General features: G+C 62.5%; 12 protein-coding genes and 1 tRNA gene. 6 read left to right on the top strand and 7 right to left on the bottom strand.

The genetic code is table 11. From position 1 onward, the window contains the following. Positions 1-260 precede the first annotated feature (260 nt). The 6 genes from groL to ABF648_RS02025 form a co-directional block, all read right to left on the bottom strand. Positions 261-1,892, bottom strand: coding sequence for a chaperonin GroEL (gene groL / locus ABF648_RS02000; protein ID WP_415630621.1), 1,632 nt, complete (start codon positions 1,890-1,892; stop codon positions 261-263). Between the two features lie 241 nt (positions 1,893-2,133). After that, on the bottom strand, positions 2,134-2,415 hold the full coding sequence (locus tag ABF648_RS02005; RefSeq protein ID WP_415630622.1) for a DUF3263 domain-containing protein: 282 nt from the start codon (positions 2,413-2,415) through the stop codon (positions 2,134-2,136). Between the two features lie 257 nt (positions 2,416-2,672). Further along, complete coding sequence (locus ABF648_RS02010) at positions 2,673-3,866, bottom strand: mannitol-1-phosphate 5-dehydrogenase (RefSeq protein ID WP_415630623.1); 1,194 nt, start codon at positions 3,864-3,866, stop codon at positions 2,673-2,675. Continuing rightward, positions 3,863-4,303: a PTS sugar transporter subunit IIA gene (locus ABF648_RS02015; protein WP_415630624.1), complete on the bottom strand. Its 441-nt coding sequence runs from the start codon at positions 4,301-4,303 to the stop codon at positions 3,863-3,865. The genes ABF648_RS02010 and ABF648_RS02015 overlap by 4 nt, the downstream gene beginning before the upstream one ends. Then, complete coding sequence (locus ABF648_RS02020) at positions 4,296-5,816, bottom strand: PTS mannitol transporter subunit IICB (protein ID WP_415630625.1); 1,521 nt, start codon at positions 5,814-5,816, stop codon at positions 4,296-4,298. Before ABF648_RS02020 ends, ABF648_RS02015 begins: the two co-directional genes overlap by 8 nt. 187 nt (positions 5,817-6,003) lie before the next feature. Beyond that, the gene (locus ABF648_RS02025) at positions 6,004-6,381 is read right to left on the bottom strand and encodes a hypothetical protein (RefSeq protein WP_415630626.1); all 378 of its coding nucleotides are present in this window, start codon (positions 6,379-6,381) and stop codon (positions 6,004-6,006) included. A 161-nt stretch (positions 6,382-6,542) separates the two neighbouring features. Between ABF648_RS02025 and ABF648_RS02030 the strand changes: the two genes are divergently transcribed. The 6 genes from ABF648_RS02030 to ABF648_RS02055 all read left to right on the top strand — a co-directional run bounded on the left by ABF648_RS02030 (position 6,543) and on the right by ABF648_RS02055 (position 15,705). After that, the gene (locus ABF648_RS02030; protein ID WP_415630627.1) at positions 6,543-8,447 is read left to right on the top strand and encodes a BglG family transcription antiterminator; all 1,905 of its coding nucleotides are present in this window, start codon (positions 6,543-6,545) and stop codon (positions 8,445-8,447) included. A 206-nt stretch (positions 8,448-8,653) separates the two neighbouring features. Further along, positions 8,654-10,549 carry a glutamine--fructose-6-phosphate transaminase (isomerizing) gene (gene glmS, locus ABF648_RS02035; RefSeq protein WP_415630628.1) on the top strand — a complete coding sequence of 632 codons (1,896 nt, stop codon included), beginning with the start codon at positions 8,654-8,656 and terminating at the stop codon, positions 10,547-10,549. 399 nt (positions 10,550-10,948) lie between these two features. Further along, positions 10,949-12,142 (top strand): mannose-6-phosphate isomerase, class I, encoded by a 1,194-nt coding sequence (manA, locus tag ABF648_RS02040; RefSeq protein ID WP_415630629.1) that lies wholly within the window; start codon positions 10,949-10,951, stop codon positions 12,140-12,142. A 113-nt stretch (positions 12,143-12,255) separates the two neighbouring features. Continuing rightward, a tRNA-Thr gene (locus tag ABF648_RS02045) sits at positions 12,256-12,331 on the top strand. 148 nt (positions 12,332-12,479) lie between these two features. Next, the gene (locus tag ABF648_RS02050) at positions 12,480-14,672 is read left to right on the top strand and encodes an MMPL family transporter (RefSeq protein ID WP_415630630.1); all 2,193 of its coding nucleotides are present in this window, start codon (positions 12,480-12,482) and stop codon (positions 14,670-14,672) included. A gap of 94 nt (positions 14,673-14,766) precedes the next feature. Next, positions 14,767-15,705 (top strand): isoaspartyl peptidase/L-asparaginase family protein, encoded by a 939-nt coding sequence (locus tag ABF648_RS02055; RefSeq protein ID WP_415630631.1) that lies wholly within the window; start codon positions 14,767-14,769, stop codon positions 15,703-15,705. On the opposite strand, the gene ABF648_RS02060 is transcribed toward ABF648_RS02055, so the two are convergent. Further along, positions 15,671-17,416 (bottom strand): potassium channel family protein, encoded by a 1,746-nt coding sequence (locus ABF648_RS02060; protein WP_415630632.1) that lies wholly within the window; start codon positions 17,414-17,416, stop codon positions 15,671-15,673. The two genes, ABF648_RS02055 and ABF648_RS02060, sit on opposite strands and share 35 nt — an antisense overlap. Positions 17,417-17,421 lie beyond the last annotated feature (5 nt).

The following is a 17,421-nucleotide window of genomic DNA, read 5'->3' on the forward strand; positions in this document are numbered from 1 at the left end:
GGCGGGCGCCCCGGTGTTCGCCCCGGAGCCCGGCAATGGCGTCGGCAACCCCGGGCAGGTCGCCCCGGCCGGCGGCGGCGGGGCGTAGCACCAGCACTACGCCCTCGGCCTCCGCGCCCCCGCCGGCGGGCGTGAGGCGGGCACCCGGGGGGCGTCGGGCCCCGCCCCAACAACGGGGGGGGGCCCGTCCGCCCCCCCCCATTTCGTCATCGGATGAGTATCCGTTCAGAACGAGTTCTGGATGAACGGTTCTGAGTTGATCAGTACATACCGCCCATGCCGCCCATGTCGTCACCGGCGCCGGCAGGAACTGCGGGCTTCGGCTCGGGCTTGATGGCGATGACGGCCTCGGTGGTGAGGAAAAGGCCGGCGATCGACGCGGCATTCTGCAGCGCGGAACGGGTGACCTTGGCGGGGTCGATGATGCCCGCCTTGACCATGTCGACGTACTCGCCGTCGGCAGCGTTGAGGCCCTGGCCAGCAGGAAGGTTCTTGACCTTCTCGGCCACGACGCCGCCTTCGAGGCCGGCATTGGTGGCGATCTGCTTGAGCGGAGCTTCGGCAGCGGTGAAGACGATGTCGGCACCGATCTGCTCGTCGACGGTCAGGCCGCTGAGCTCGGCAGCCTTGGCAGCCTGGATGAGGGCCACGCCACCTCCGGGGAGGATGCCCTCCTCGACAGCAGCCTTGGCATTGCGTACGGCGTCCTCGATGCGGTGCTTCAGCTCAGAGGCCTCGACCTCGGTCGCGGCGCCCACCTTGATGACCGCCACGCCACCGGCGAGCTTCGCCAGGCGCTCCTGCAGCTTCTCGCGGTCGTAATCGGAGCTGGAGTTCTCGATCTCGGTGCGGATCTGCTTGATCCGGCCCTGGATCTGCTCCTTCTCGCCGGCCCCGTCGACGATTGTCGTGGAGTCCTTGGAGACGGAAACCGAACGAGCCTTGCCGAGCATCTCGATCGGCAGGGTGTCCAGGGACAGGCCCACGGTGTCGGACACGACCTGACCACCGGTGAGGATGGCGATGTCGCCGAGCATGGCCTTGCGGCGGTCACCGAAGGCGGGGGCCTTCACGGCGACGCTCTTGAAGGTGCCGCGGATCTTGTTCACGACCAGGCCCGCAAGGGCCTCGCCGTCGACGTCCTCAGCGATGATGACCAGCGCCTTGCCGGTCTGCTGCACCTTCTCAAGGATGGGCAGCAGGTCCTTCAGGGAGCTGACCTTGCCGTCGACGATGAGCACGTAGGGATCCTCGAGGACGGCCTCCATGCGCTCGGTGTCGGTGACGAAGTAAGGGCTGATGTAGCCCTTGTCGAAGTTCATGCCCTCGGTGAGCTCGAGTTCCAGGCCGAAGGTGTTGGAATCCTCGACGGTGATGACGCCTTCCTTGCCGACCTTGTCCATCGCCTCGGCGATCTGGTCGCCAACGGTCGCGTCACCGGCGGAGATCGACGCGGTCTGCGCGATCTGCTCCCGGGTCTCGACATCGATGGCAGCCTTGGACAACTGCGCACTGATGGCCTCGGTGGCCTTCTCGATGCCGCGCTTGAGCTCGATGGGGTTGGCGCCGGCAGTGACATTGCGCAGACCTTCATGAACCATGGCCTGGGCGATCACGGTGGCGGTGGTGGTGCCGTCGCCAGCGACGTCGTCAGTCTTCTTGGCGACCTCCTTGACGAGTTCGGCGCCGATCTTCTCATAGGGATCCGCGAGTTCGATCTCCTTGGCGATGGAGACACCGTCATTGGTGATGGTGGGGGCGCCCCACGACTTCTCCAGGACGACATTGCGGCCCTTGGGCCCCAGCGTGACCTTCACCGCGTCAGCGAGCGTGTTCATGCCCGTTTCAAGACCGCGGCGGGCCTCACTGTCGAATTGAATGAGCTTAGCCATTGTTGGTGGGAATCCTCCCGCACCGGGTCGCCCCGGCGCTTCGTCTTGTACGGGGACGCAGTCCCCGATGCTGTCGGGTGGGAACGATGGTGCCCGCGACGGACGACCGGAGAACGGCCTCACCCTCGACTCCCGTGGTGGCACTCTCGCATGCCGAGTGCCAATCCATTCTTAGCACTCGGCATGCGAGAGTGCAAAGAAACCAGACCTACGAATTCACGCCTGTGATCGGCGACTGCAGTCAGTGACCGCGCAACCGGTGCGCGGAGCGTTCCTTGTGCCGCTGCTCGCGCAGCCGACGAAGCCGCTTGACCAGCAGCGGATCGCGCGCCAGGGCAGAAGGCTGATCAATGAGGGTGTTGAGAAGCTGGTAGTACCTTGCCGCCGACATATCGAATCGCTCGCGGATCTCCTGCTCCTTCGAAGAACGCGACATCCACCACGACTTCTCGAAGTCGAGGATGGCGACATCACGTTCGGACAGCGACTCGTTCACGACGCTCGCGTTCACGGCCTGGGACATGATGCAATTGTACCGAACGAATCACATCCACGTAATTCTCCTGCATCGGCTCACCGACACCGCCTGACGGCTCAGGACGAAGGATGGTCACAGACATTCGATGCAATGGTCGGCATGCCCAGTACTCCACCATGAGGACCCCGATGGCATGCGCGAGGGATCCCGGTCACGAACTGTCAACGTCCATCGTGGGCACAAACGCGAAAAGGCGTTGCCTGCCGCGGTGTGACCATCGCAGGCAACGCCTTTCACGCCGCTCAGCCCAGTTTCGGGCCTGCAGAACCGACCCCCAGGGAACCAACCCCCAAGACGGTTTGCCGCTGCGCAACAACTCCCGACAAGGCATCGAACAGCGGGTGATCGGCAGCAACACCGGTGACTTTCGTCACAAATTCTGCACAGGGAAGCTCTCGGAGCAACTTCTGCATTTCGACGCTCTGCGAATCATCAGGCACGTCAAACTGCAGGGCGAGACCCACGGCCTGGACAAGTGCATCGGTCGGCAGACCCGCCTCAGCGAGGGCTGCAGCAGGCCCGATGAAGCGCTCGGGACCCGACAGCTTGCGCAGGGGCTGGCGTCCGACCCGCTCGACGGTGTCAGGCAGTGCCGGCTCGGCGAAGCGGTGGAGGATCTTCGACCGGTAGGCAGCCAAGTCATCTGCGGCGAATCCGTAACGACGAATGAGCAGCGTCGAGGTCTCTGCCAGAACACGGCTGACCAGGTCCGCCACCTCCGAATCGGCCAGTGCTTCGGCGATGCGATGGTGACCGGCGACAAACCCGGCATATGCCGCCGTGGCATGACCGGTGTTGACCGTGAAGAGCTTGCGCTCAATGTAGGGAGCCAGCTCGGGCACGAATGTTGCGCCTGGCAGCTCGGGGACATTGTGGCCGAAGGGCGGCCGTTCGACTGCCCATTCGAAGAATGGCTCGACCGACACGTCCAGTCCGGCGTCCGGATCTTGCGCTGGCACGATGCGGTCCACTGCAGTGTTGGAGAACGATGCACGCCCCGCAACGACCGTCCAGTCGCTGGCCGCCTTCTTCATCTCGGAAACCAGCACGTCGGTGGCGTTGATGGCGTTTTCGCAGGCCATCACGGCCAATGGTGCGGCACTCGGATCGCGAGCCTCCAGTCCATGAACGATCGACGGGGCCACAAAACGAAGGACCGTCGGGCCGACCGCTGTGGTCACGATGTCGGCTGTAGCAATTTCATGAACCAAGTCATCGGGATGTGCAGCGCTGTTGATGGCCCGGTAGTTGGTCACCCTGTGGTCATGGCCCGTGGATCCCACTTCGTGCACCACATAGCTCGATTGCGAGTTGAGCGTGTCGATGAGTTCGGCGTTGACATCGGAGAACACGACTTCATAGCCAGCCTCGTGCTCCAAGAGACCGATGAATCCGCGTCCGATGTTCCCGGCGCCGAAGTGAACTGCTTTCTTCATTCCGCATTCACCTTCTCGAGTGTGTCGTAGATCGCATCGACGTCGGGGGCGTTGAGCAGCTTCTGCGCCTCGTCCTCGTCAGAAAAAATGACCGCGATCTTTGACAGAATGCCGAGGTGCTCGTTGTTGACACCGGCAATACCAGCGACAATCCGCACCGGCATGCCCTCCCCCCAGTTGATCGGCTGCGCATAGCGCACCAACGAGATCGCCGAGCGCTTGATGGCCTCTTTGGCTTCATTAGTGCCATGGGGAATCGCAAGGTAGTTCCCCATGTAGGTGGATACCTTGCTTTCGCGCTCCTCCATGGCGTCGACGTAGGCAGCGGACACAGCGCCGGCCTTCACGAGAAGTCCACCGGCCTCTCGAATCGCCTCCTCCTTCGTCGTCGCGCTGCCAGAAGCAATGATGAGATCGCGTGTGAGAATTTCACTCATGAGATTCGTTTTCCTGACCTTCTTTGATCTCGGCAACGACGGAGTCGTACACCGGACTGTTCATAAAATTATCCACTGACACATGCTGGGCACTCGGCGCCTTCTGCCGAGCCCGATCAGTGAGTTCACGTTGAGTAATGACCAAATCGACGTCGTCCGAAAGATTCGCGACGGCCAGATTGGTGACATTCACTTCCTCAACACCCGCCTTCTTCAACTTGTTCCGCAATACGCTGGCACCCATAGCGCTCGAACCCATACCGGCGTCGCAGGCAAAAATAACCTTGTGCACCGGACGCGTGGACAGGGTCGTAGCGCCAGCGCCGGGTGCGGCGGTCGCAGCAGGTCCGCCATCCTGGCCACCGAGGTTGCTCAGCACGCTGCTGCTCTTTCCCTTGTTGGCCTCCGTCTTGGCGATGGCAGCACTCAAGTCGCCAGTCTCGCCAGCGGCAAGGTCACGCCTGCGCGAGGCGCGGAGAATGACGGAAGCCACCAGGAAGGACACGACTGCGGCGAACACGACCGAGAGAATGACGCCGAGATAGTTTCCGCGAGGCGTCTGGGCGAGGACTGCGATGATGCTGCCCGGCGCGGCAGGAGCCCGCAGACCAGTCCCGAAAACCACATTGGTTGCGATACCGGTGGCACCGCCGAGAATACTGGCCACGATGAGCACGGGCTTCATCAGTACATAGGGGAAGTACACCTCGTGGATGCCGCCGATGAACTCGATGACGGCAGCGCCGGGCGCAGAGGCGCGGGCTGCACCAATACCGAACAGCGAATAGGCCAACAGGACACCCAGGCCAGGTCCGGGGTTCGACTCCACGAGGAAGAGCAGCGACTTTCCAGCCACCATTGTCTGCTGAGTCGCCAGTGGAACGAGAACGCCATTTCCTATCGCATTGTTCAGAAACAGGACCTTCGCAGGTTCCACGATAATGGCGAGTGCGGGCAGCATCTGGTGACCGGCAAGCCACTGGGCCCCGCTGCCAAGCCACGTGCTGAATTGGCTGACAACGGGCGCCACACCGAAGAAGGCACCCACGGACAGTGCAGCGGCGACAATGCCAGCCGAGAACATGTTGACAAGCATCTCGAAGCCGGGTTTTATCTTGCCGTCCCAGATGCTGTCGATCTTCTTCATGATCCATGCGGCCAACGGACCGACAATCATGGCGCCCATGAACATGGGGATGGTACTACCGACGATGACACCTATCGTCGCGATACTGCCGACGACACCTCCGCGTTCCCCATAAACCATGCGTCCGCCGGTATTGGCGATCAGCAGCGGGAGAAGGTAGGTGATGATCGGGCCGACTAGACCGACGTACTGCAAAAAGGTCGCACCGTCGGGACCCTTGGCGAGAGTGGTAGCTGCACCGTGCCAACCGATGAGATCGGCGTTGCCGAATCCACCAAGAATACCGTTGGGCGCCCAACCGGTGGAGATGAAAAGGGCCGTGATGAGGCCCCAGGCGACGAATGCCGGAAGGTTGGGCATAACCATCCCAGAGAGGAAGGTACCGAACTTTTGGGCACGAACCTGGGCCGTTTTCAGACCGGATCTGGTCGGTTCTTTGGTTATTGTTGTCATCTGGACTCATTTCTTAATGGCAGTCGTCATCCGACTGACGTGAGAGGAAATCGGCATCCCTGCTTGCCGAGACGCTGGCTCGCTCAGGCGAGTCATCGGCTCAGCCCGGTCGCGCAAGAAAGGGCCCCTCCGGGGAACTGTCATCCTGCGATGACTCCGGGAGCTCGATGCCAATTAGCGGAAGGATGTCGTGATCATTCCTGCCTCGCAGCACTGAATTCGGGAGCACGGCCACCGTGGTTCCGTAGCGGGATGCGGCCCGGCGTATGTGGTCCATCTCACCCACCAAGTGCGGTGCCACCAGCACGAAGTGCGCGTCGACCAACGCGCTTTCAAGGTCAGACAGCGCGCATGGAGTCACGACTGCCTCATGTCCGGCATCTTTGACGGCGCTACGCACTCGCTGTGCGGCAAAAGAGCTCGAAGCCCCGAGTCCGCACACGACGACGATCCGCTCCACCACCACCACCCCTTCCATCTAGAATCATGTAGCTTGGCAACAGGTTGGAGCCAACAAAGTTCTTTCCGCCCGGCAGGAAAATCGGTACGTGAGGAACGGACAGGACACGAGATTCCCGGCGACACGGCTATCGAAGATGGTCTGGTTCCATCCGGAGTTGGATTCGGGAGGAAGAAGTCGTGAGCAACGAGCGAGAGCAGCAGGTGCTTGCCCGCCTTGGCCGCGCCGACGCATGGGTCACAGGCTCATCACTTGCGGATGCGCTGGGTGTGACACCCCGATCCGTCAGAAACTATGTTGCGGCCATCAATCGCAGGTCCCCGTCGCAGGAACTCATCAAGTCGGGGCCGGAGGGCTATCGACTCAACACGACCGCCTACGCCGCTTTCCACAACTCCACACCCACCACCAAGGTCGAGGTCTCTCCTCGACAGCGGCTCTACGAGATCGTCCGCAAGCTCACAGAAAGCGTCGCTGGTGTCGATCTGTATGACCTCGCAGATGAGCTGATCGTCAGCGACTCAACCATCGAGTCTGATCTGAGCCGAGTCCGCAGCCTTCTCCCTGAGGGTCTCCAGCTGTCCCGTTCTGGGAGCACCATTGCGTTGGCTGGTGGTGAGCGGGCCAAGCGTCGGCTGTTGAGCCGCATGTTTCGTGATGAAACAGGGCACGGCACCGCCGGCCTCGAGGCGATTCAGCGCGAGTTCGCGCCCGAGCACCTCCCCGAGTTCAAGACGGATCTGGTCTCGGAACTGCGCGCCGCCGGATACTACGTGAATGACTTCGGCGTTGACAGTTCCTTGTTGCACATTGCCATCGCTGTTGACCGCACCATCAAGGCTCCCGACTCGAAAGTGGAGGATCCACGGCCGACTGATGCCGTAGCCGGGATCCTTGCAAGGCTCACCGCAAAACACTTCGATGTCGAGCTCTCCAGCGGAGATCTCAGTTATCTGTCCTCGCTGCTCGCGATTCATGCCATCACGCCTCTGCTGAACGATGAAACTGCGCAGGGTCACGCCTGCCCCGACAACTCGGTCATGACAGCGGTGCGATCGGTGATTTCAGAGGTGGGAAAGGAATACCTCGTCGACCTGTCAGGCGAAGAGTTCTTGGACCGGTTTGCCCTGCATGTCAAGAACATGTTGAATCGCGCCCGGCAGCAGTCACTGTCCAGAAACCCGCTCGCTGGATCGATCAAGAAGTCATATCCGATGACCTATGAACTGAGCGTATACATCGTGAGAGGACTGCAACAGCGATTCAATGTCACGTTCAATGATGAAGAGATTTCTTATATCGCGCTCCACATCGGCGCCTATCTCTCCCAGCGCGCACAGGCTGATAAATTGATCTCCTGCACGGTAGTCTTCCCCACCTATTACGACCTGCAAACGACACTGCGTAATCGCGTGCAGGTCATGCTCGGTGACATCCTTGACGTCAAGGTGCTCGTTACCAGGACGGATGTTGACTGGGACCACCTCAATACCGAACTCGTGCTCACCACCATCGAGCCGCCAGTACCATCTGCCTCCATCCTGATGATCAAGCCATTCTTCACACCCGATGATGCCAACCGGGTCCGCGCCGCCGTGTCCCGGATCCGAACGACACAGCGGCGCCAGGCGATCAAGAAGAATCTGCTGACATATTTTGATGAATCCCTGTTCGTGCGCGACGCTCCTATTTCGGGAGCAGAAGACGCAATTCATCTTCTTGGGGACCGCATGGTCGCCGCCGGTGCGATCGATCCGAGCTATGTCGTGGGGGCAATCGAACGCGAGCACCTCTCGTCGACTGTGTTCGCAGATGGACTCGCCGTACCGCACGCTCTGGAGATGTCGGCGCACCGTACGGTGATCTCGGTTGCCATCAGTAGATCAAGCATGCCATGGGGAGAGAGCAGGGTGAACATGGTCGCCTTCGTTGCATTCAGCTCACAGTCCCGAGCAGAATTTCAGAATTTCTTTGACCAATTCATCGCCGTGTTTTCGGACGGCGCGAACCTGAAACGGATAGTTGAGCGTGCGAAGTCATTCCGAGTCTTCGTCGATGAGCTCACGGCGATACTCGACTCCTAGGTCGGCGCAGGGAACATCCACCTTTCCACCTCCCTGGCTGAACTGTCCGGAATCTGCACAAGGAGGACGCTCGTACCCTGAGTGCACTCGGTGGTGTCAGGCCTGTCCCTGCTGGATGGGCCAGCGTGTCCCCTCGCGCGGCACCGCACGCACAGAGGCGGCACGGCACGCACTGAGACAGCCATTGCTGTGGTTAAACTGCGCCTATGTGTGGAATCGTGGGATGCGTCTCCAGCGCGAAGAGGCTTGCAACTGGTACTGAGACGTTGAGCGAAAGCGCTGTGAATCCAGCGTTGGATGCCGTTCTCAGCGGCCTCAAGCGGCTCGAGTACCGAGGCTATGACTCCGCAGGTGTCGCTCTCGTCACAGCAGACGGGCTCTTCGTACGGAAGAAAGCTGGACGCCTGGACGTCCTGGAGAGTTCTCTGGCCGCTGATCCACTTCCACGCGCCGACACGGGTATCGGCCACACCCGGTGGGCAACCCATGGCACCCCGACTGACACCAATGCGCATCCGCATGTGTCCGACGGCGGTCGTCTCGCGCTGATTCACAACGGCATCATCGAGAACTACATGCCTCTCAAGCAGGAATTGCTCGACGAAGGCGTCACCTTCTCCTCAGACACAGACAGCGAAGTTGCCGCGCATCTGCTGGCGAAGATCTACCACCAGACCAATGACCTCACCGAGGCCATGCGGCTACTCATCCAGCGGCTCAAGGGTTCGTTCACGCTGCTTGCCGTTCATGCCGACGTGCCCGATCTGATTGTCGGCGCGCGCCGCAACTCGCCACTGGTCGTGGGAGTCGGCGACGGCGCCAACTTCCTCGGCTCAGACGTGACGGCTTTCGTCCAGTACACCAAGAAAGCCATCGCCCTGGGCCAGGACGAGATCGTGACAGTCACCGCCACCTCGGTCGACATCATCGACGCTGACGGCAACTCTGTGCAGAGGCAGCCCTATGTCGTCGACTGGGATTCATCAGCGGCCGAGAAGGGCGGCTGGCGGTCATTCATGGACAAGGAGATCCACGAAGATCCCGAAGCCGTGGCCAATACCCTCTTGGGACGGGTGGATGCACAAGGTCGACTCACTCTCGACGACAAGCGAGTTTCCGATGCGACACTCAAGATGATTGACAAGATCGTGGTTGTCGCCTGTGGCACGGCCTATTACTCCGGCCAAGTGGCGAAATACGCCATCGAGCACTGGTGCCGAATCCCAGTCGAGGTCGAGTACGCCCATGAGTTCCGCTACCGCGACCCTGTCGTCAATGAGAAGACACTGATCGTCGCCGTGACCCAGTCGGGCGAGACCATGGACACGCTCATGGCGCTGCGGCACGGCCAGGAGCAGGGTGCGAAAGTGATCGCAATAGCGAATGTCAACGGATCGACGATCCCTCGGGAGTCGGACGCGGTCATCTACACGCACGCAGGCCCTGAGATTGCCGTGGCCTCCACCAAGGCCTTCGTCGGCCAAGTCACCGCCTGCTATCTGCTGGGCCTCTACCTGGCTCAGGTGCGGGGCAATATGTTCGCTGACGAGATCCATCACATCCTGAACGAGCTGGAGGCCGTGCCGGACAAAATTCGTGAGGTACTGGCGAACATGGACCATGTCCGCGAGCTTGCTCGCTGGATGGCGGACACCAAGTCCGTGCTGTATCTGGGTCGTCATGTCGGCTATCCAGTGGCGCTTGAGGGCGCCCTGAAGCTCAAGGAGATTGCCTACATCCATGCGGAAGGCTTTCCAGCTGGCGAACTCAAGCATGGTCCGATCGCATTGATTGAACCTGGACAGCCGGTCTTCATCGTGGTGCCCTCACCACGCGGCCGACACTCCGTGCACGACAAGGTGGTGTCCAACATCCAGGAGATTCGCGCCCGCGGAGCCCATACGCTCGTCATCGCCGAAGAGGGGGATGACGCAGTGCTGCCCTACGCCGACGAGGTTATTCGAGTGCCCCAGACCCCGACCCTGTTGGCACCGCTGGTCACCATCGTGCCGCTCCAGGTGTTCGCGCTGGAGCTCGCCACGATGAAGGGGCTCGATGTCGACAAGCCGCGCAATCTGGCGAAATCGGTCACGGTGGAGTGACGGGCGCCGCACCCGACGAGTCTGGGGCGGCCGACCCGTCAGTCGGCCTGCAGTATGAGGACTCAATGCTTCAGAACGGTCGATCGCAGATTCGTCGGGTCCGTGTCGTGGCGCAGGTTCCCCGAGACCTCCTTGTTTCCGTGGAACGGTCATAGCAATGGCTGGTGCACCTGTCGCCATTGCACCATGGTTGGTTCCATCCAGATCGGCCAAGTCGTCCATGTGATCGGCCTGGTACCACAGGGAATCTGTGAATGCCCTCATTCATCGCATGAGCACCGGCTGTAAGGTTGCCTGGCAACCTGAGTTCTGCGGAAATACCGGAACTGGCAGGTGACAGCTATTCAAAGGTTGATGGCTTTTCAGGCACCACGCGGCAGAGAGGAAACGAGAGCTGCGATGCGACCACTTGAAGGTGTTGTCAAGAACTATGCCTGGGGATCGCCCACCGAAATACCGGAGATTTTGGGCTCCGCACCGGATGGCAATCCAGTAGCGGAATACTGGCTTGGCACCCATCCAGCTGGTCCTGCTCATATGGGCAACAGCACTTTGGATCGTTGGTTGACCGCGAATCCCGATTTACTCGGAGAATCGATTGCAACACGTTACCGGGGGAAACTTCCCTATCTTCTGAAGATCCTGGCCGCCGATTCACCGCTAAGCCTGCAGGCGCATCCTTCTGCCGAACAGGCCAGAAAGGGATTCGCCGCCGAACAGTCGCGCGGGATTGCCCTGGACGATCCGAAGCGTGTCTTCAAGGACGACTGGCCCAAACCCGAGCTGTTGGTGGCCTTGAAACCCTTCAGGGTGCTGGCAGGCTTCCGCAACCCTCAACAGACCGTTCGGCTCTTTGACTCTCTCGGTTCCGAGGTGCCGCTGGAGAGATTGCTGGGACCGCTGCGCCACCGCCAGCCCATGCCTGCACTGGCGGAGGTCTTTCTTGACTGCCTCCGCCCTGACGACGACAACGTCTCCATGCTCAATGGAGTGCTCGCCGCAGCGGTCCGTCGGAGCGGGGACGGGGGCGAGGTAGGTGCCTTCGCACGGTTGATCGTTCAGCTTGACGAGGCGATACAGGGCAACCCAAGTATTCTGGCGGCACTGCTTCTCAATCCGGTGACGCTGGACCCGGGCCAGGCATTGCACGTGCCGGCTGGTGTTCTGCATGCCTATCTCAATGGGGCTGGTATCGAGATCATGGCCAGTTCGGACAATGTGGTGCGGGGTGGTCTCACTCCCAAGCACATCGACATCCAGGCCCTGCTCGAGATAGTCGACTTCGCGCCGCGACCGCCCGAAATCATGGCACCGCACCCGGTCGGCACTCGGCTTGCCCGATACGACACAAACGACGACCAGTTCGCACTGTGGCGGATCGAACCGGGCCAGCAGGCAACGAACCTGCTTCCCGGATCCGGCACCGGAAGGATCCTGCTGGTCATCAACGGCACAGCAGAGTTGATCCGCACGGACGGGACTGTGGAGGGTCAGCTGGCCCACGGCCAGGCTGCCTTCATCGCGGCGGAAGAACAGTTGAGCCTGCGGGGAGACTGCCTTGCCTTCCTGGCCGGACCCGGAACCGTCCGCTGACCGCCGATTCGAACGCAGCAGACCCCCAGCCCGGTCGTCCATGACGCGCAGTACCACCCAAAACTGGGTACCAAGTTTCCCTGTGGTGCCGTGGACGGCAGAATGGTCTCCGCGCCCCCGTAGCTCAGCGGCCAGAGCATTCGCCTTGTAAGCGAAGGGCCGAGGGTTCGACTCCCTCCGGGGGCTCCACGGCAATTGTCGATTGCCGAAAACAATGACGACGCCCGGACAGCGGGCTGACATCTCGTGACTGATTGTTCACGACGGTCACTTCAGGCGAGGGGCAGATGTGTTCACCCGGATCGGCCGAGCCATCACGCGGCAACCACTCTGGTTCGTGCTGGCCTGGGCAGTGGTGCTGTGTTTGTTCGGCAGTTTCGCATTCAATGGCTGGGGTCATGGTGACCTGTTCGACCGGTTGAGCAGCTCCGAGTCGTCCATCCCCGGCACCCAGTCGCAGCAGGTCTCAGACCTCACCACAGGAAATCCGGACGCCGCCAAGACGGTCACGCTGGTGTTCACCGGGGTTGACCTCGCGCAGGACGCCGAGCCGCTGGCCGGCCTGGTCGCCGCGCACCGTGCCGATTTCAAGGTCGAAGATGTCGCCACCGTGAGTGATGCCTTCTCCCAACCCGATCTGAACTCACCGCAGGCAAAAGCTCTGCTCAGCTCGGCCGGGGACGGCTTCGTGATGGTTGCCACACTCGACAAGGGCTTGGACGACGACCAGATCACTTCGGCCAATGATTCCCTGGGCACTGCGCTGAATCGCTTCCTCGACGACCTACGACCCACCTTCCCGCAGATCGCAGGACACCAGGTATCGACGGAGACCATCGCCGATGCGATCAGCAATCAGACGCGCCAGGACCTGGTGCGCGGCGAGATCATCGGACTTCCGGTGGCGCTGGTCCTGCTCGTCCTGGTGTTCGGAGGGCTGCTCGCCGCCGGGTTGCCATTGGTCAGCGCCCTGATCTCCATCGGGATAGGCCTGGGAGTGCTGTGGGTCCTCACCTTCGTCATCGACATCGACTCATTCATCCTCAACGTGATCTCGATCATCGGCCTGGCACTGTCCATCGACTACGGACTGCTGGTGGTGAGCAGGTACCGGGAGGAGATCACGGGTGCTCTCGCCCGGGAGAAGTCTGAGCACCCCAGGGGCATCCTCGATGCGGAGCGGATGCGGGAGCTGGTGCACCAGGCCGTGGTGCGCACCGTCGCCACATCGGGGCGGACGGTGACCTTCTCGGCACTCACCATCGCCTGCTCCATCGCCGGGTTGCTGGTCATGACGTCGAGCATCCTCAAGACCATTGCGATCGGCGGTGTCGTGGTCACGGTGCTGGCCGTGATGAGCGCCGTCACCCTGGTGCCGGCGATCATCACCCTGCTCGGTGTGCATCTGGTGCGTCCGAGTTCCATTACGCGGGTACCGGTCCTGGGAAGGGTGCTGCGTGTGGTCGGTGACTCGTCCAGTGACAGTGGATTCTTCTCCAAGCTGGCGCACAAGGTGGTCGCGCGGCCCTGGGTCATCATCGTGGTGGTCGTGGCGATGCTGGGGCTGATGGCCTCCCCCATCGCCACCCTCAAGCTCCGCACGGCCTTCGCCGAGTACATTCCGGCGCAGTCCTCCGCAGGGATCGGTTACGACACTCTGCAGCGCGACTATCCGGCGCTGGCCGCCCCGGACATCACCGTCGTCGCTGACACCGCACCGGCTGACACCGGCCAGTTCGTGGCCCACATCAAGGGCATCGACCATGTCGATACCGTCAGTGTCCAGCCCGTCGCGGGGCACCAGCAGATGTCACAGATCAGCATCTCCTCCGACTCCTCCGATCCGGTCGGCCCGCAGGTCACCGCTGCCGTGAAAGAGCTGCGCGGATACCCAGCCGGCTACCAGTTCTGGGTGGGCGGACCTGCTGCCACCCAGCTGGACTTCAACCACTCGCTGTTCCAGGGCGCCCCCGCGGCCATTGCGATCGTCGTGGGGGCGGTCTTCGTGCTGCTCTTCCTGATGACCGGCTCGATCATCGTCCCGATCAAGACGCTGCTCATCAACACCTTCTCCCTGGTGGCCTCGCTGGGTGCCACCTGGTGGCTCTTCGAGAGCGGCCGGCTCGGCCTGCCCCGCCAGGCCGGCCTGGAATCCTTCATCGTCGCGTGCATGCTGGCCTTCGGTTTCGGGCTGGCCATGGACTACGAGGTCTTCCTGCTCGCCAGGGTCAAGGAGTACTGGGACATTGGTTACAACAATGACGAGGCGGTGGCTCGCGGACTGCAGCGCTCTGGCCGGATCATCACCTCGGCAGCCGCCATCATCATCGCTGTCTTCCTGGGTTTCGTCGCAGGAGAACTGATCGCCATCAAGCAGATCGGTGTCGCGCTGGCGATTACGGTGGCCACGGACGCCACCCTGATCCGTATGCTCCTGGTGCCGAGCACCATGACAGTGCTCGGCAAATGGAACTGGTGGGCGCCCAAACCCCTTCGCGCCGTGCACAAGAAATTCGGTCTCCATGACTGATCCCCGCAGAAGCGTCTGTCGCTCTCCGGCGTCAGCGCCTGCCGCGGTCCACAGCGGCCTCCCGAGCGGCCATCCCGCCTGGCCTGCCAGGGTGATGACCGTGCCGCCGAATGGTCAGCACTGGGCACTGGCCATTCATGCCGGAGCTGGAAACCACCCTCGCGCACTGCTCCCGGAGTTCGAGGAGGACTACCGCCTCGGCCTGCGGAATGCCTACCTGGCCGGCGAGGAAGTGCTGTCCGCGGGTGGATCCGGCCTCGACGCGGTCTGCGCCTCAGTGTGCCAGCTGGAAGACGATCCGCTGTTCAACGCCGGGCGAGGCGCCACCCTGGACGCCGCCGGACAGGCTGAACACGATTCGTCGGTGATGACCGGCCAGGGATCGGCGGGAGCCATTGCCGCGAGCCGTCTGATCAGGCATCCGGTGCTGGCCGCACGGGCCGTCATGGAACAGACGCCGCATGTGTTCATCGCCGCACCCACCGCCGAGCTGGCGCACGCCTGGGGGCTGGAGACCGAACCACCCGAATGGTTCGTCACCTGCGAGCGCCGCCTCCAACTGGCCGAGATCCAGGAGGCAGAGAGTTCTGCTCCCAGTCACGGCACTGTCGGCGCAGTCGCCCTCGACGTCTGTGGACAGCTGGCTGCAGCCACCTCGACGGGGGGCATGGCCAACAAGGCGGTGGGCCGCATCGGGGACAGCCCTGTCATCGGCGCCGGCACCTATGCCCATGCGGGCACCGTCGCAGTGAGCTGCACCGGCATGGGCGAGGCCTTCCTGGAGGGCGGGGCCGCGCACGAGGTGCACGCCCGGGTGGCCTATCTCGGCCAGTCCCCCGCCGCGACCGCGCAGTGGGTTCTCGACGAGGTGATCGGCACCCGGGCGTCCGATGGTGGAATGATCGTCGCCGACGCGAACGGAGGCATCGTCGTGGCGCACAATTCCGCCATGATGTTCTCGGCCTGGCGCGATTCCGAGGGCACGGTGAAGACCCTTGTCAACTGTCTTCCCGGCCCCCAACCCGCCTGCTGAGCCACTGCCATACGAGCCCGCCATTGCCTTCCTCGCCGGTCAGCACATAGCGGAGGGTGTTGGGATTGCGCAGCACGAGTTCGACGCAGTGGCGTCCTCGTGAGGAACTGGCAAGAAGCATCCGGTCGCCGGCTCGCACCGGCTCCTCGACACCCGGCCGATCGATGATCGCATTGCCCCGGCGCACCATGAGCACAACGGCTTCGGAACGGCGTCCCCGGTCGTCGGGATCGGTGAGCAGATGCCCCAGCTTCACCTCGGAGCCGCTGTCCAATGCCTCGGACACGGCCTCGGCGCGTGCTGGCCGGATGACGACATCCCACAGCTCGGGGATGCGGCCACGGCCGTAGCGCGCCAGTTGCTCGACCAGTGCCGCACAGTCCCGCTCGCTGTACTGGTCGATGCGGCGCAGATACTGACCCAGCAGCGGCGTGGTGATCCGGGCCAGGAATTCCTGGGCGACGATGTGGCTCGGGACCATGCACAGGTCATCGGAGAAAGCCTCGAACAAGGCAGTGTTGGTCGACTTGTTCTGCCGGGTGACGATGAAGATGTCGGGATGGAGGTCCCTGGCGGCCACGGCGATCGCAAGATTCTTGGTGTCAGATGCATTTCCCGCCACGATCCCCCGGGCATCCCGGACGCCGGCCTCCAGAAGGCTCTCCGAATCGGTGCCGGTACCGCGCACGTCGACCCCGCCCTCGGGGTAGTGCAGCATGTCGATCACCGTCACCTCGATGCCGGTACTGCGCAGCTCGTCGACGACGGCATGACCGAACCGGCCGAAACCGCACATGATCCAGCGGCCGCCGGGAGGCTGGTGGTGCACGGGAATGGGCTCACCGGGAAGTCCGGTGAGGGTGCCGTGCAGCCGATAGCGCTCCGGAGCGATGATCGCCGAGGCCAGCTGGCGTGCGAAACGCTCGAAGGGATTGATCACCAGATCGCCGCCGAAAACCCCGACATGGGTTTCGGTGTCGGCATTGCGGATCCGCGCCAGCACCGGCACACGAGGGGCCAGCAGGCGTGTGGTGACGGCGATCGCCTGGTTGGTCTCATCGTCCTCGGTGACGGCCACCACACCGCGGCAGTGCGGTGACAGCAGCCCCGCGCCGCGCATCACGACGGGCTGGGAGGCATCGGCGACGATGAGAGGCGGATCGGTGTGGAACTCCTCCAGCCGCAGCCTGGCGAGCTGGTCCTCGTCGCGCTCGACCACGGCAAAACGAAAACCCAGCCTGTCGAGCCCGTGGCAGACCAGGGTGCCGGTCTCGCCGGCACCGGCGACCAGGTAGAAGGGTTCGCGCATCCCGTAGATGCGTCGGCTGAAGCGCGCCTGGCGCAAGGCGTTCTGGAAGGCCTTCTCCTGCAGCAGGGTCAGGATGTTCACCAGCGAATAGGACCACCCGATGACCGTGAGATAGATGGTGAGCAGCATCCACATGCGCTGCTCGGTGGAGTAGGCCTGTGGGATCTCGCCCAGCCCGATGGTCGTCCCGGTGAAACTCACCACATAGAAGGCGGAGAACATGCCCATCGGGCCGGTGGTATTCCCCAGGGCATCCACGCCGGGCACCAGAGCCAACCCCAGTGTGCAGAACACGTAGATGGCGATGAGCAGGATGATCGGAAACCTCATCCTGCGCAGGATGAGGTAGAAGACATCGGTGAGCATTCCCGGGTGCCGGGAGCTCGTGCTGGATGCAGGCATGGCCG

The organism is Propionibacterium sp. (assembly GCF_047719395.1).
GTDB lineage: Bacteria > Actinomycetota > Actinomycetes > Propionibacteriales > Propionibacteriaceae > Propionibacterium.